This is a genomic window from Halomicrobium katesii DSM 19301 (assembly GCF_000379085.1).
GTDB classification, from domain to species: Archaea; Halobacteriota; Halobacteria; order Halobacteriales; family Haloarculaceae; genus Halomicrobium; species Halomicrobium katesii.
Genome location: NZ_KB905378.1, coordinates 494,556 through 508,882 on the forward strand (window position 1 = coordinate 494,556; position 14,327 = coordinate 508,882).

Below are 14,327 nucleotides of genomic sequence, written 5' to 3' on the forward strand. Positions count from 1 at the left end.
TCCGCGGTGATACGTGTCAGGGTCGCGACAACGGGTCGCCCCGCTCCGTTCGTCGCTCGATCAGACGCCCGCGACGCCGAGCGCGCCGACGCCGCCCGGCAGCAGCGGGCTCACGAGGGTCAACACGAGGACCGACGCGAGCCACGCGATCAGCGCGATCCCGGCCGCGTCGATCCACCCGCCCGGATAGCGCCAGTTGATGACGCCCAGGTAGACGAGGAAGCCCAGCACCGTCCCCAAGAGCCCGCCCAGCAGCGGGATCCAGCCGACCAGCAGCGAGACGACGCCGACGCCGAGCGCGGCAAACAGCGCCGTCCACACCGCCCGCTCGAAGTCGCCGCCGCCGGTCATCACTCTCGCACCGACGTAGATGCCCAGCCCGCCGATCAGCAGGCTGACGATGAACGTTACCACCGATCCGACGAGACCAGCGAGTACCATGTCCGAACGTCCACGCCCACGACATACATACCTTCGGGCCAGTGGGTGGCGGTGTCCGATCCGCTATCGGCGCTTCCGTCTGGCCCAGGCTCCCGTCGGCAGCTACGTGATCACCAGCAACAGGAAGAACAGCGAGACGATCGACGCGACCGTCGTCGCGAAGACGTTGACCGAGGCAAATGCGGAGTCACCGCCCAGTTCCGTGGCGTAGACGTACGTGGAGACGGCGGTGGGGGCCCCGAACATGACGAGCGCGGCGTTGCGCGTCATCGCGTCGGCTCCGAGCCCGGAGAAGACGAGCCACGCGATCAGTGGCATCACCAGCACCTTCAGCCCGACCACCGTGGCGGTCCGGGTCAGCGGAATCTCGTGACCTCGCGGGTCGAGCGAGCCCCCGACCGCGAGCAGCGCGACCGGGAGCGCGAGCGTCGACAGCCAGTCGAGCCCGGTCCCGGCGGCCGTCGGTACGTCCAGTTGCAGCGTCGCGAAGGCGAGGCCGACGGCGAGTGTCAGCAAGATCGGGTTCGTCACGAGGTTCCGGAGTTCCCCCAGGAAGTCGGCCTCGGTCTCGTTGATCCGGACGAGGACGAGGATCGTCAGCGGAATCTGGAGCAGTGCCCCCAGTCCGAGGATGATGCTCGCGGTCGCCGCCGCGGTCGAGCCCAGCGTCCCCGCTACGACGGGCACGCCGAAGTACCCGAAGTTGCCGTGGTACGACTGGATCACGGCCACGCTGCGAACGTCGTCGTCGCCACCGCGGTTGCTCACCAGCGAGAGGGCAACCAGCGTCCCGATGACGACGACCAGTCCCGCCACGAGCGCGACCGAGAGCAGCTCGTCGAGTCGCTTGTCGTAGGTCGAGGAGAAGACGAGCGCGGGCAACAGGACGTAGAAGGCGATCTGTCCGAGCCGCTCGTTGCGAACGTCCGTGAGCACTCCGAGGCGGCGCGCGCCGAAGCCGACGGCCACCAGCGCGAGCATGTAGGCGAACCGTCCCAGCAGATCGAGGTCGACGCCGGCCGCGAGCGCCCACAGCGAGTCCATATCGAGCCCCAGCCGATTGCCACGTTTGACTCTTTATCTTCGGCCGCCGCGTCGCCCCTCGCCGGGGACAAACGAAAGCGGTGACTCCCCCCAGGTCGACGCCATCCACATGGACTACGGTGTCTACCTCGTCACGCAGGCCAGTCACTCCGCCGGGCGGTCGACCCCCGAGATCGTCTCGGCGGCGATCGACGGCGGCGTCGATGTCGTCCAGCTCCGACAAAAGGATCTCGCCGCGCGCGAGCGCCTCGCTGTCGGCCGTCGAGTTCGCGAACGGACTCGCGCTGCCGGCGTCCCGCTGATCGTCAACGACAGGATCGATCTGGCCCGGGCGATCGACGCCGACGGCGTCCATCTGGGCGACGACGACCTCCCGCTCTCGGTGGCCCGTGAGCTGCTCGGTGAGGACGCCGTCCTGGGTCGCTCGGTCTCGTTCGTCGAGGACGCCGTCGCCGCCGAGGCCGCCGGTGCGGACTACCTGGGCGTCGGCGCGGTGTACGCGACGGGGAGCAAGGGCGATATCGACGACGACGAGCACGCTATCGGCCCCGAGCGGATCGCGGCCATCGCGGACGCCGTCTCGATCCCGGTCGTCGGCATCGGCGGCATCACGGCCGACAACGCCGCTCCGGTGGTCGACGCGGGTGCCGACGGCGTCGCGGTCATCACGGCGATCACCGCCGCGGACGACCCCGCGGCGGCCACCCGTCGGCTGAGCGAGACCGTCGACGACGCCCGGGAGTGACGCTTCACTCCGTGACGCGACTCGCCAGCGGTGACGAGGGTCGCGACGGACAGCCACGACGGGGCGACGGAATCGTTCCGACGCCGTTTTACCCCCTGACTGGATAGTCAGTCAAACATGTCTACCGACGAACAGACGCCGTTCGATCGCTACCGGACGCGGATCGACCGACCGCTGGTGCGGTTGTTCGCAGACTACGGCACGTCGCGGACGCGCTGGCTCGTGCTCGGGCTCGTCGCGAACCTGCTGGCCCAGACGGCCTCGCTGTTGCCCCCGGTCGTGCTCGGGACCGCCATCGACGCGCTGTTCCGCGAGGAGACCACCGAGTACTCGCTGTTGTTCCTGCCACAGGCGTGGATCCCCCCGGGAGAGGTCGCACAGTTCTGGCTCTCGGTGGCGCTGATCGCCGGCTCCTTCCTCGCGACCGCCTTCTTCACCTGGATCTACGGCGTCTCGGCGAACTTCTTCGCCCACGGCGTGATGCACTCCGTGCGATCGGACAGCTTCGAGAAGATGCTCCGGCTGGACGCCGCCTTCTTCGACGACAAGCAGACCGGCGAGGTGATGTCGATTCTGAGCAACGACTCCCAGAACCTCGAACTGTTCCTCGACAACGCGCTGATGAACGGCGTGCGCCTGATCGTGATGGTGCTCGGGATCGCCGCGATCCTCTTCGCGCTCAACTGGCAACTCGCGCTGGTGACCCTCGTGGCGATCCCGCTGATCGGCGGCTTCACGGTCTGGTTCATGCGGGTGATCGAACCCCGCTACGAGGCACGCCAGTCCGCGATGGCCGACTTCAACACGCGCATCGAGAACGGGATCACGGGCGTGATCCTCGCGAAGGTGACCGGCAGCGAGGACTACGAGGTCGACCGGGTGCGTGACGCCTCCCACGGCGTCTTCGAGACGACGATGGACGTGCTGAAACTCTCCTATTTCTACCGGCCGGGGATGGAACTGCTCGCCGGCTTCTCCTTCGCCGCGACTTTCCTCGTCGGGGGCTACTGGATCCTCTTCGATGCGCCGGGCCCGCTGACGGGCGATCTGAGCGTCGGCGTCTTCGTCACCTTCGTGTTCATGACCCAGCGGTTCGTCGCGCCGCTGGCGGAGGTCTCGAACATCGTCGACCAGATCCAGAACGCGAAGGTCTCGGCGGCCCGCGTGTTCGGTCTGGCCGACATCCCGGTGCGGATCACCGACCGCGAGGACGCACAGCGTCTCGGCGACCCCGAGGGTCGGGTCACCTACGAGGACGTGTGCTTCTCCTATCCGGAGTTGCTGACCGACGACCACGGCCCGGCCGTCCCCGACGACGAGACCGAGACCGATGGCGGAGTCGCCGCGCTCGACGCCGACGAGGGAGACGACGACTCCGTCATCGAGCACGTCTCCTTCGAGGCCGAGCCCGGCGAGACCGTCGCCTTCGTCGGCTCGACCGGCGCTGGCAAGTCGACGCTCTGTCGGCTGCTCCTTCGCCTGTACGACGTCGACGAGGGCCGCGTCGCGGTCGACGGCACCGACATCAGGGACCTCGAACTCGCGAGCCTGCGCCAGCACGTCGGCTACGTCAGCCAGGACGCGTTCCTCTTCGACGGCACCATCGGCGAGAACATCCGCTACGGCCGCTTCGACGAGAGCGACGAAGCGGTCCGCGAGGCTGCCGAGGCCGCCGAGGCCCACGCGTTCATCCAGCGACTCCCCGACGGCTACGATACCCGCGTCGGCGAGCGCGGCGTCAAGCTCTCGGGCGGCCAGCGCCAGCGCATCGCCATCGCCCGCGTCGTCCTGCAGGACCCCGAGATCCTCGTCCTCGACGAGGCCACCAGCGACGTGGACACCGACACCGAACAGCGCATCCAGGCCAGCCTCGACGCGCTCACCGCGGACCGGACAACCTTCGTCGTCGCCCACCGCCTCTCGACGGTGATCGGCGCGGACACGATCCTCGTGCTGGAGGACGGCGCGGTCGTCGAACGGGGCGACCACGACACGCTCCGCCAGCGGGGCGGGCGCTACGCGGAGCTGTGGGGCGCGCAGACCGGATCGGAGTGATCTTGCCCATGCTCGAATCAGCGACCGCATTCTTCGTCGGCGCTCTCTGGGCCGTCGTGCTGGCCGGCTACGATACCGCGCGAGACGGCATCCCAGACGGCTCACTCGTTGCCGGTACGGATCTTTCGCTCCGGTCTGCCGTCGATGTCTGCTTCGTCGGTGGTGGGTCCGGAGCAGTGCTGTGGCTGACACACTACCGCCTCGGCGCACTCGCGTTCGGTGCCGCCGGTTATCTCCTCCTCATCGGTGTGCTGATCGTCACACTGTACCGGCCCTCTGACGGATTTCTCGAGCGGTAGCACCGAAAGACCGGTGCCGGCGACAGTCGACAGTTCGCACGCTCGTCGGTGTCGGCGCGCGCGGCGAATCTGCGAGAGAAGCGTTACTGAATGTGGCCTTCCGACCGCAGCTGGTCGGCGTCCTGACTGGTGTAGCGCCACTCGATGTTGGCCTTCTCGTCCTGCCAGTCCCACGGCTCCACCAGCACCACGTCGTCCGTCTCGATCCACGTCCGGAACTTCATGCGGCCGGGGATCCGGCCCATGCGCTCCTTGCCGTCCTCGCACTGCACGCGTACGTGATTGCCGCCGTTGTGCTCTGTCACTACGGCGAACAGCTCGTCGTCGTTGGGCATTCGAAGGTTTCGACGCCCGGAATTCTCGCTCACAACACAAAGATGCGCCCGAGACGGATAACTATTCGGCGAGACGAGGTAGCGTGTCACACGGGCCGTTGGCCGATCGACTCGACAGCGCCGTTTGGTACCACCTTTCTGTGTGGCGACCCGCTAGAGACAGTGATGACTGACTGGACAGCACGCGACATGCCGTCGTTGGACGACCGAACCGTCGTGGTCACTGGCGCGAACAGCGGGATCGGCTACGAGGCCACGAAGGCCTTCGCCCGCCGGGGCGCGACCGTCGTCATGGCCTGTCGGTCGACCGAGCGCGGGGAGCGCGCGGCGCGCGAGATCGACCGCAGCGTCGCCAACGCCGACCTCGACGTGCTGGCGTGTGACCTCGCCGACCTCGACGCCGTCGCCGACTTCGCCGAGGCGTTTACGTCTGCATACGACGAGCTACACGTGCTCTGTAACAACGCGGGCGTGATGGCGCTGCCCCGCGGTGAGACCGCCGACGGCTTCGAGCGGCAACTCGGGATCAACCACCTGGGTCACTTCGCGCTGACCGGCCACCTGCTGGAGGCGCTCGCCGCGACCGACGGCGCGCGCGTCGTCACCCAGTCCAGCGGTGCCCACCAGAACGGCGAGATCGACTTCGAAGACCTCCAGGGCGAGCGATCGTACGGTCGGTGGTCGGCCTACTCACAGAGCAAACTCGCGAACGTCCTCTTTGGCTACGAACTCGACCGACGTGCCGACGAGGCGGGAATCGACGTGACGAGTGCGGTCTGTCACCCCGGCTACGCCGACAGCGACCTCCAGCGACGGGCCGGCGAGGCGGGGGCGGGTGCGATCGGTGCTGTGATCGCACAGGCCGCCAACGCCCTCGTCGCCCAGTCGGCGGCCCGGGGGGCGCTCCCGATGCTGTACGCGGCGACCCACGACGGGATCTCCAGCGGCGAGTACGTCGGCCCCGGTGGACTGCTGAACATGCGCGGTGCGCCCGCGGTGCAGGATTCGAGCGCCCGTTCGTACAACGCGGCGACCGCGAGCAAACTCTGGCACGTCTCCGAGGACCTGACCGGCGTCGCGTACGACTTCCCAGCGGCGCTGGCGGCGGACTGACGAGATCGCCGGTCTCATACGGACGGTTGTAGGCGTTTACCCAGTCGACCGCACGACAGCGTGCGGTCGATCTGGTAAAGACCTACAACTTTCCGTATCAGAACTCGCCGTTGACGATGTCCGCGACGCGCTGGCGGTCGAACAGTTCCTCGTCGACGTCGTAGACCTGGTGGGCCGCTCGGTGAGCACGAGGTTCGTGATCGAACCCTGATACAGCGGACCACCGCGGTACACGTCGCCGTTCTCGACGGCGGCGAGCTGGCTGGCGACCTCGTGGTTCTCCATGTAGGCGAGGATGGTGTCCTCGAACGCCTCGCGGACGCCGAGGTCGCGCCACTGCTTGATACAGACGGTTGTAGGAATTTACCGGTGAGCGTCTACCCCGTGGCGACGCTCACCGGTAAGCAACTACAACTTTCCGTATGAAGCTCGTCGCCTGACCGAGGAGATACGGCGAGAACTCCGTGGGTTCGTCGCTGCCCGCCCACATAATAGCGACTTCGGGCCGTTCGCCCTCCGGCGGGACGACGTCGTCGATCGAGGACTGAAAGTCGTCGTGGAGCGCGCTGAATGCCTCGAAGCGGTCCCGCTGCTGGAACACGGCCGCGAGCTTCTCGAAGGCCTCGTACAGGCTGTAGTACTGGTAGTCCTCGTGCCAGGTGTAGCCCCCGGAGAAGATGCTGTTGCCGAAGAACGGCGCAACTGCGAGAGACGCTCGCCGACCCCATCCGGAGCCACCGGAGACCCACCCGAGTCTCACCGAGTGACGCCGTCGTCGCTACTCGCCGTCTCGCCCCGCAGCTCGCCTGCGCCAGCGGCGCTGTAGCCGTCGCTCGCTGACGTGTTGTTCGCCGTCGGCGAGGTCAGCCCGGATCGCCGCTTCGAGCGTCGCTACGTCGTCGACGAACCCGGTCCGGGCCGCGTCGACGAGTTCGTACGTCCACCGGTCGTCGACGAACCCCGCTGGGATGATCTCCTCTCGCAGCGCCTCGGCGTACGCCTCGTGGCCCGCCTCGGAGAGCAGTTCGCGGGCGGCCTCGAAGTGGTCCATCCCGTGGCCGATGCTGTGATGACAGGCCAGCAGCGACCCGTACCCTCGGTGGACGTGTTCGACACCCAGTTGTAGGCGGTGCAGCGCCGCTCGTTCGGTGTCTGTCAGCTCGGATCGGTCGACACTGTGTGACATGTGTTACCGTATGTACTCCGATGCCGAAACCGTTCCGACCGTCGAGGGGCGGTGTGGCCGGCGTCGCGTCACACGAACGCCCGACGGTCGTCTGACGAGGCTATTTATCCGCGGGGGTCGTCGCTCCCACCCGATGGACGAGGCGTACCTGGATCTGGAAGCCGTGGAGCTCGAACTGGACGAAGAGCTGCTCGACGCGATCGACGAGAAGGCCTTCGCCGAGCACCGCGACAACCGCGAGGCGGCGATCCGCGACCTCCTGGACGAGTGGCTCAAAGAGCGCGACGAGGAGTGACGCCGCCGGACGCGTCGCCCGGTTTAGGCGGTACGAAAAATATAAAAATTTTGAAAAGTTTGAAGTGGGTCGGGGACGAACGATCGGGTATGAGTCAGCAACAGTCGACCCGGAAGCAGGCCGGTACCGTCGAAGCCAGCGAAGCACTCCGACTCGAACAGGAGAAAGTCGAGCAGATCGTCGACGCGCTCAACGCCGACCTCGCGAACGTCTACGTGCTGTACCACCAGCTCCGAAAGCACCACTGGAACGTCGAGGGTGCCGAGTTCCGCGACCTGCATCTGTTCCTCGGCGAGGCCGCAGAAGAGGCCGAAGCGGCCGCCGACGAACTCGCAGAGCGCGTCCAGGCGCTGGGCGGTGTCCCGCACGCCAGCGCCGCGACGCTGGAATCCGAGGCGACCGTCGAGCCCGAGGACGAGGACGTGTACGACATCCGCACCTCGCTGGCCAACGACGTAGACGTGTACGGCGAGATCATCGAGTCCGCCCGGAGCCACATCGAGCTCACCGAGGGACTCGGCGACCACGCCAGCGCACAGATGCTCCGCGAGCAGCTGGTCGAGCTGGAGGACGCGGTCCACCACATCGAACACTACCTCGAAGACGACACGCTCGTCACCGAGAGCGCGATGCAGTAAGCGTTCGGCGACCGACACCACACTCTTTTAGGCGCGGCTAAACAAACGTCGAACAGCGACGCCACTCTCGCCTGCCGGCGGCGGCGATCACCCGAAGCTTTAATTTTAGGTGTACCTAAAATACGGGTATGGCAACGACGACTGCGCCCGACGACCGCGCGGGCGAGCCGGCGACAGACCGCCCGTCGATCGACGTGTGCGAGACCTGTCCCGGGTCGCGCACCTTCATCGAGTCGGACAACACGGAGGGGTGGATCGCGACGGACCTCGTCGTCGACGTGCGCCGCTGAGCGCGATGGAGCGCGTCGCTCAGTACCTGGTCGTCGTCTACGATCGAGAACTGACCGACGGATCGCCGGTCGAGCCGGGCACCGTGGCACGGGCGATGGGGCGCTCTCCGTCGGCGACCACGGAGATGCTCCAGCGCCTCGCAGACGACGGACTCGTGGACTACGAACCGTACGAGGGCGTCACGCTGACCGATCGCGGGCGCGAGCGAGCGACCGAGCTGTACGACACCTACCGGACGCTGTCGGCGTTCTTCGAGGAGGTGCTCGAACTGGAGTCGCCGGAGCGAGAGGCCCGCGCGGTCGTCGACACGGTCAGTCCCATCGTCGCCGACCGGCTCGACGCCCTCCTGCTGGAGGGCGAGGAGAGCGTTCCGTTTCAGTGACACGACGGCGGGTGCCGCCGGCAGGTATCGTGTCCGAACTCACGCTGACCGAGCGGCGGTCCCGCTCTGGCGGTCAGTCCTCGTCGGTGAACTCGACTGCCGCTTCCAGTTCGATCTCGATGCCGTCGCCTTCGAGGGTCGCCTCGTACTCGGTCGCGTCCTCGATCTCGGCTTCGAGTTCGGCCGTGTCCAGTTCCACTTCGACTTCCACGTCGACGGCGACATCTTCGGAATCCATACGTGATCGTCCGACCCGACGACACTACACCGTTACGGCGCTCCTGCCGATCGGCAATTTTTTAGGCCCACCGAATCGAGTGTGGGCGATGAGCGACCGGTTCCGCGTGACGGTCGAGCACGACGACGAGACCGAGACGGCGCTGTTCTCGGACGGCGAGTGTGCTCTCTCGGCCGGCGACGCCACCGTCCGATTCGACCTCGGTGAGAGCGCGTCCGACGACGGCCCGGTGGCCGGAGACGACCCCAAGCGGATCGTCGACCTCGGCGCGGTCCCGACGGACTCCACCGTTCGGTTCGAGGCCCGCGGCCCGTCCCACGGCGTCGACTGCATCTTGCGGCGGATCGACGACGCGGTCGTCGCCTGGCGCAACTCCTGTCCCCACCGACCGGCGGTCCCGCTCGACCCGGGGACCGGCGCGATCGTCCGCGGTGACGACCTCGTCTGTCACAAACACGGCGCACAGTTCTCCGGCGGCGAAGGGACGTGTACGCACGGTCCCTGTGCCGGCGACGCGCTCGACGCGGTCGCCGTCGCGGTCGGCGACGACGCGGTCTACCTGACCGACGATCGGTTCGAGTCGGCTCGCCTGCTCGGTCAGTAGCGCTCTTGGACCGACGAGCCGAGCACCTTCGCGGCCGTCAAGACGGGGTCCCAGACGGGCGAGAACGGCGGCGCGTAGGCCAGGTCGGACCGCTCTAGCTCTCCCACGGTCGCGTCCTGTTCCAGCGCCATCGCGACGATGTCGATCCGGATCGCCGCGCGATCGGTGCCGACGATAGTCCCGCCCAGCAGACGGCCGCTGTCCCGGTCGGCGACCAGCGTCACCGTCGTCTCGGCCCCGCCGGGGTAGTAGCCCGACCGCGAGCCGGCGGTGATCGTCTCGCTGACCGGATCGAAGCCGGCGTCGCTGGCCGCCTCGTGATCGACGAGGCCGGTCCGGCCACACTCCTGCTCGAAGGCCTTGACGACGGCGGTCCCCGCGATGTCGCCCACGGGCGTCGGGTCGCCAGCGACGGTCGCGCCGATCGCTCGCCCCGCCCGGTTCGCGGTCAGGCCGAGCGGCACCCAGTCGCGCTCGCCGGTGACCGCGTGGCGCATCGTCGCACAGTCGCCCGCCGCGTAGACGCCGTCGACGTTCGTCCGCCCGTAGCCGTCGACCGCGACGGCGTCGGCGACGCCGGTCTCGATCGGCGTGTCGGCGAGGAGGTCCGTGTTGGGACGGATCCCGATGCCCACGAGCGCCAGATCGACCGCCAGCGACGCGCCGCCGGCACAGACGAGGCGCTCGACTCGGCCATCGTCGCCGTCGAGGCGCTGGACCTCCTCGCCGAGGTGGAGCGTGACGCCCTCGGCGGCGAGCTCCGCCTCGACGACCTCGGCGACCGCTTCGCCGAAGGGCGGGAGGACGTGCTCGCCACGCTGGAAGAGGTGGACGTCCAGCCCGTGGGCGCTGAACGCCTCCGCCATCTCGACGCCGACGTAGCCGCCGCCGACGATCGCCACGGTCTCTGGCGGCTCGAACGCGGCGTGGCGCTCGACCAGCTCGCGGTCGACGAACCCCTCGCCGCCCACGTCTGCGACGGCGTCGACCGCCGGATCGAGCAGGTGAGCGCGGACGGCCGCGGCCGAGTCCAGCCCGTGCATCGTGTGAACCCCCGCGAGGTCACTCCCCTCGATCGGCGTCGTCACGGCGCGTGCGCCGGTCCCGATCAGGAGGTCGCCGTAGGGCTGTTCGAGACGCTCGCCCGCGCTCGTCTCGACAGTGAGGACGCGTGCGTCGCTGTCGATCGCCACGACCTCGTGCCCCCGGCGAAGGTCGATCCCCCGCTCCCGGATCTCCGCTGGCGACAGCGACAGCAGATCGTCCAGCCGGTCGACCTCTCCCTTCACGAAGTATGGCATCCCGCAGTGCGAATAGGACACCCACGACCCCTTTTCGAAGACGATCACGTCCCGCTCTGGCTGCTCGCGCTTGCACTTGCTGGCGGCGCTCAGGCCGGCCGCGTCGCCACCGATCGCGACAAACGGATCTGTCATGGTCCGGGGTTCGACCGCCACCATCTTAGTAACGGGGTGCGGTCGAGGAACGACCGGTGGCTCACCGATCGGACCGGGGCGGCGTGTAGACGTTGACCGTCCGCAGCGGCTCGTCGCCGTCGTTCTCGATCGCGTGGGCCTCGCCGGCCTCGATCAGGAGCAGGTCGCCGGCCTCGATTCGATTGTCCGCGCCGTCGACGGTCGCGACGCCCGTGCCCGCGACGACGTAGCACCACTGGTCGCTGTCGGCGTGGACGTTCTCCGGGCCACCGACGGTCCGGCCCGGCTCGACGGTCATCTCGGCGGCCTGGGCCTCATCGGTCTCCATCGCTACCGAAAAGTACTGCTCGAAGTCGAGGTGGGTCTGTCGCACGCACGCTCGTTGTCCCGGACGCCACGAATCGGTTTCGTCCCGTCGGTCACGCCTCGACTGCGAGTCGATCCGCGACGAACGCCGTCGCGGTCGGCACGACGCGGGCGTACCGGACGGCGTAGTCGAGTCTCGGTTGCAGTCGCTCGGGTGTCACTCTCGACCGAGAGGCATCGAGCCGTCGCCGCAGGCCAGAGACCACCTGGATGGCGGGCGTCGCCAGCGGGACGGCCAGCGGTTGGGGCGTCGCGGCGACGGCATCCTCGACTGCCGCCACGGCCGACGCGTGGGCGGACTGGATCGTCTCCTCGGTCAGTTCGGTCCGGTAGTCACCGCTCTCGATTTCGGCGACGATCCGATCCAGCGTCTCTGCCGCGACCAGCCCGCGGCCCAACTCGATCACGGTCGTCGCGTGGTCGTGGCGGTCTCGGGCCCGGGCCGCCCGCTCCGTACGCCAGTGGACACCGTCGGACGCCTGCCGAAACAGATGCCGAGTCGGCGGCTCTGTGGCGGCGTCGGCGTCCAGCACCGACGCCTCGGCGTCGACGTACTCTTCGACCCGATCGCGAGTCATCTGTAACGAGTGGCCGAGGTGATGACTGGTCGCCACCAGATGCGACCGCCAGGGGGTGTCGTCGGTGGCGTCGACGAAGGCGTCTCGCAGCCGACGCGCGTCGGCGGTCTCGATTCCGGCAGTCTCGACGGCCTCCCAGCGGTCTCCGACATCGAAGACGGCGGCGGCAGGCTCTTCGGGGAACGGCGACCGCGGGTCGAGCCGCCCGCGTGCCGTGTCGAGCAGCGACTCGATGGTCGCGAACCCGACCGTCGCAGCGACGGGCTCCGGGGCTCGATACTCCAGATCTGCCCCGACGGCCGCACGCTCGGCCCGAACCTCGTCGTACCGATCGCGATACGCCCCGCGGTCGGCGTCGCCACTCGCCGCTTCGTACGCTTGCCGGACGTTGACGGCGTCCCCACGCCGGTCGCGCCACGTCGCCAGGCGCTCTACGGGCGCTCCCTCGGCCGACGAATCCAGCGCGTCTGCGACCCGCGCCCGCTGCTCGCGTAGCTTCTCGGTCACCGCGCCGTTGGGCACGGACAGCTCCGGCGGCACGCGCTCCAGCGTCTCACGCGCCGCTGTCCGGTGGTCCTCGATCGCACTGCTCGGAACAGACAGCGGATTCGTGGCCGGGACCGACGGCGCTTCGCGTTCTCGAATCGCCCGCGCGATCGCGTCGTCGTCGAGCTCCGGTTCGTCGTCCCCGTTCGACGGGAGCGCCGAGCAGCCCGCCAGCGCGGTCGCTCCGGCCCCGATCGCCGTCAGGAACCGACGGCGACCGAGCCGGTTCATGGCGATCCCCCCGTGGGATCGAACGGCTCCGGGCGCGGTGGCCGACCGCAACTGCTGCTCATGCCCGCGCCGTGACCGGAGAACCGTTCGCCGGCAAACGGGAGCCTGATCGCGAACCCCGTCGTCTCGTAGGCCGTGGCCCGACACTTCACGTCGGCGGGTCGCAGCGTCCGGCAGAACTGCGCCGATGGCCCTGTCCCGTCGACTTCGACCCACTGGAGACGGACTTCGGAGCACGCTCGAACCGCCGTCGTGAAGAGGTACACCGACTCCTCGCCGTCGAGCGCCGTCGCCGCGGCGAACGACGCCAGCCGCTCGGCCTCGCTCGTCTCCGCGAACCGCACGTCGTCGCGGTCGTCGCCGCTGGTGAAATAGGTGTGCCTGTACACCGGCGGCCGCTCGTCGCTCTCTCTCGGCGTCGAGAGCGTCTCGCCTTCGGTGAACAGCGCTCTCTCGTCCGCGTGACGGACCGACGCCACCTCGTAGTCGGTCACTCGTCGCCGTTGCTCGCGCTCGTCGTCGCTCGGCTCCGCATTCCACTGGCAGCCAGCGAGGGCCGCCGCTGTTCCGCCTGCGATCGCCGCGAGACACTCGCGGCGGGAGGGCTCGACCATGTTCTCTTCTCCGACCACACCTCACAAACGTCTTGGGGATACCCACTCGGCGGTGTTCAGTTTAGCAACTGTGTTTGCAGAGCCGCAGACACCGAAAGCCCTCAGTACGCTCGGCGGTTCTGTAGCGGATATTCTCCTTCCAGTCGAATAGTGCCGCTGCAGAACCGCCGACCGCGCCTCGCCCTTTCATACGGACGGTTGTAGGCGTTTACCCAGTCGACCGCACGACGGCGTGCGGTCGATCTGGTAAAGACCTACAACTTTCCGTATCAGTGCCTCCACAATGCCACTCTCGATCTCTTCTCTGAACACTACTGCCCACTCTGGACTGCGCTGGTCGTCGTCTCACCGGCGGTATCAGGACAGCCTCACCGTCTCGCCCAGCGTCGGCGCACTGGCGTCGTGGCCGTCGGCCCGCAGCTCCCGGGCGAACGACTCGCAGCGGTCCCCGTGGTTGATCAGCAGCCGGCTGTCTCGGTACGCGTCGAGAAACGACAGGACCCCCTCGCGGTCGGCGTGAGCAGAGAAGTCGTACGCCTCGACCTGTGCGCTGACGGGCATCACGCGACCGTCGATCTCGGCACTGCCAGTTTCGAGGAGGTCCCTGCCCGGTGTCCCCTCGACCTGGTAGCCGGTCATGGCGATCGTGTTGACCGGCCGGTCGGCGATCGCCGGGACGTAGGTCATCGCCGGCCCGCCCGAGAGCATCGTTCGAGGAGCTACAACTAGTACGACAAAACCGACTCGTGAGATTCTGAGAGTCGAGATTAACTCTACGCACTCGCGCATTTAACTAGGGAGTGATCTCCTCGTTCGAGGGCTAGTATGGGTCTGCTGGGTTCGCTGATTTACGATCGGCTCGACCCGACGCACTATACGATGTGCCCGAG

Annotated in this window: 18 protein-coding genes and 2 pseudogenes; 9 read left to right on the forward strand and 11 right to left on the reverse strand. The window is 68.0% G+C overall.

Translation table 11 applies throughout. From position 1 onward, the window contains the following. Positions 1 to 60 precede the first annotated feature (60 nt). Both HALKA_RS0102510 and HALKA_RS0102515 read right to left on the reverse strand, forming a co-directional pair. Positions 61 to 441 carry a hypothetical protein gene (locus HALKA_RS0102510; RefSeq protein WP_018256516.1) on the reverse strand — a complete coding sequence of 127 codons (381 nt, stop codon included), beginning with the start codon at positions 439 to 441 and terminating at the stop codon, positions 61 to 63. 102 nt (positions 442 to 543) lie between these two features. Further along, complete coding sequence (locus HALKA_RS0102515) at positions 544 to 1,485, reverse strand: AEC family transporter (RefSeq protein WP_018256517.1); 942 nt, start codon at positions 1,483 to 1,485, stop codon at positions 544 to 546. Positions 1,486 to 1,594: 109 nt separating this feature from the next. On the opposite strand from HALKA_RS0102515, the gene thiE reads away from it, so the two are divergent. From thiE to HALKA_RS0102530, 3 genes are all read left to right on the forward strand, one after another. Further along, positions 1,595 to 2,230 (forward strand): thiamine phosphate synthase, encoded by a 636-nt coding sequence (thiE, locus tag HALKA_RS0102520; protein WP_018256518.1) that lies wholly within the window; start codon positions 1,595 to 1,597, stop codon positions 2,228 to 2,230. Positions 2,231 to 2,347: 117 nt separating this feature from the next. Further along, the gene (locus HALKA_RS0102525) at positions 2,348 to 4,285 is read left to right on the forward strand and encodes an ABC transporter ATP-binding protein (RefSeq protein WP_018256519.1); all 1,938 of its coding nucleotides are present in this window, start codon (positions 2,348 to 2,350) and stop codon (positions 4,283 to 4,285) included. Positions 4,286 to 4,293: 8 nt separating this feature from the next. Continuing rightward, on the forward strand, positions 4,294 to 4,584 hold the full coding sequence (locus HALKA_RS0102530; RefSeq protein ID WP_018256520.1) for a hypothetical protein: 291 nt from the start codon (positions 4,294 to 4,296) through the stop codon (positions 4,582 to 4,584). 83 nt (positions 4,585 to 4,667) lie between these two features. Here HALKA_RS0102530 and HALKA_RS0102535 read toward each other — a convergent pair whose 3' ends face one another. Beyond that, a complete protein-coding gene (locus HALKA_RS0102535; RefSeq protein WP_079979638.1) occupies positions 4,668 to 4,952 on the reverse strand; it encodes a translation initiation factor eIF-1A in 285 nt (94 codons plus the stop codon). A gap of 132 nt (positions 4,953 to 5,084) precedes the next feature. On the opposite strand from HALKA_RS0102535, the gene HALKA_RS0102540 reads away from it, so the two are divergent. After that, positions 5,085 to 6,032 (forward strand): oxidoreductase, encoded by a 948-nt coding sequence (locus tag HALKA_RS0102540; protein ID WP_018256521.1) that lies wholly within the window; start codon positions 5,085 to 5,087, stop codon positions 6,030 to 6,032. A gap of 97 nt (positions 6,033 to 6,129) precedes the next feature. Here the strand turns inward: HALKA_RS0102540 and HALKA_RS21775 are convergent. Both HALKA_RS21775 and HALKA_RS0102550 read right to left on the reverse strand, forming a co-directional pair. Then, positions 6,130 to 6,735 (reverse strand): annotated as a pseudogene (locus HALKA_RS21775) (ABC transporter substrate-binding protein); the annotation flags it as partial. 75 nt (positions 6,736 to 6,810) lie between these two features. Then, positions 6,811 to 7,218, reverse strand: coding sequence for a hypothetical protein (locus HALKA_RS0102550; protein WP_018256523.1), 408 nt, complete (start codon positions 7,216 to 7,218; stop codon positions 6,811 to 6,813). Between the two features lie 133 nt (positions 7,219 to 7,351). Between HALKA_RS0102550 and HALKA_RS20160 the strand changes: the two genes are divergently transcribed. From HALKA_RS20160 to HALKA_RS0102570, 4 genes are all read left to right on the forward strand, one after another. Next, positions 7,352 to 7,513 carry a ribbon-helix-helix protein, CopG family gene (locus tag HALKA_RS20160; protein ID WP_012807919.1) on the forward strand — a complete coding sequence of 54 codons (162 nt, stop codon included), beginning with the start codon at positions 7,352 to 7,354 and terminating at the stop codon, positions 7,511 to 7,513. 89 nt (positions 7,514 to 7,602) lie between these two features. Further along, entirely contained in the window at positions 7,603 to 8,151 is a 549-nt protein-coding gene (gene dpsA / locus HALKA_RS0102560) for a DNA starvation/stationary phase protection protein DpsA (protein ID WP_018256524.1), read from the forward strand. A gap of 128 nt (positions 8,152 to 8,279) precedes the next feature. Beyond that, on the forward strand, positions 8,280 to 8,441 hold the full coding sequence (locus tag HALKA_RS21255) for a hypothetical protein (protein WP_012807917.1): 162 nt from the start codon (positions 8,280 to 8,282) through the stop codon (positions 8,439 to 8,441). A gap of 5 nt (positions 8,442 to 8,446) precedes the next feature. Further along, complete coding sequence (locus tag HALKA_RS0102570; RefSeq protein ID WP_018256525.1) at positions 8,447 to 8,824, forward strand: metal-dependent transcriptional regulator; 378 nt, start codon at positions 8,447 to 8,449, stop codon at positions 8,822 to 8,824. Between the two features lie 73 nt (positions 8,825 to 8,897). Here HALKA_RS0102570 and HALKA_RS21260 read toward each other — a convergent pair whose 3' ends face one another. Then, on the reverse strand, positions 8,898 to 9,062 hold the full coding sequence (locus HALKA_RS21260) for a hypothetical protein (RefSeq protein ID WP_012807915.1): 165 nt from the start codon (positions 9,060 to 9,062) through the stop codon (positions 8,898 to 8,900). An 88-nt stretch (positions 9,063 to 9,150) separates the two neighbouring features. Between HALKA_RS21260 and HALKA_RS0102580 the strand changes: the two genes are divergently transcribed. Continuing rightward, positions 9,151 to 9,666 carry a Rieske (2Fe-2S) protein gene (locus HALKA_RS0102580; protein WP_018256526.1) on the forward strand — a complete coding sequence of 172 codons (516 nt, stop codon included), beginning with the start codon at positions 9,151 to 9,153 and terminating at the stop codon, positions 9,664 to 9,666. Here the strand turns inward: HALKA_RS0102580 and HALKA_RS0102585 are convergent. The 5 genes and pseudogenes from HALKA_RS0102585 to HALKA_RS0102605 form a co-directional block, all read right to left on the reverse strand. Next, positions 9,660 to 11,102 (reverse strand): FAD-dependent oxidoreductase, encoded by a 1,443-nt coding sequence (locus tag HALKA_RS0102585; RefSeq protein ID WP_026190122.1) that lies wholly within the window; start codon positions 11,100 to 11,102, stop codon positions 9,660 to 9,662. The genes HALKA_RS0102580 and HALKA_RS0102585 overlap by 7 nt on opposite strands. Before the next feature lie 61 nt (positions 11,103 to 11,163). Continuing rightward, positions 11,164 to 11,475 carry a cupin domain-containing protein gene (locus tag HALKA_RS0102590; protein ID WP_018256528.1) on the reverse strand — a complete coding sequence of 104 codons (312 nt, stop codon included), beginning with the start codon at positions 11,473 to 11,475 and terminating at the stop codon, positions 11,164 to 11,166. Positions 11,476 to 11,521: 46 nt separating this feature from the next. Continuing rightward, positions 11,522 to 12,823, reverse strand: coding sequence for a hypothetical protein (locus HALKA_RS0102595; RefSeq protein WP_018256529.1), 1,302 nt, complete (start codon positions 12,821 to 12,823; stop codon positions 11,522 to 11,524). After that, positions 12,820 to 13,437, reverse strand: coding sequence for a hypothetical protein (locus tag HALKA_RS0102600; protein WP_018256530.1), 618 nt, complete (start codon positions 13,435 to 13,437; stop codon positions 12,820 to 12,822). The genes HALKA_RS0102595 and HALKA_RS0102600 overlap by 4 nt, the downstream gene beginning before the upstream one ends. A 357-nt stretch (positions 13,438 to 13,794) precedes the next feature. Next, positions 13,795 to 14,151 (reverse strand): annotated as a pseudogene (locus HALKA_RS0102605) (MBL fold metallo-hydrolase RNA specificity domain-containing protein); the annotation flags it as partial. Positions 14,152 to 14,327: the final 176 nt, after the last annotated feature.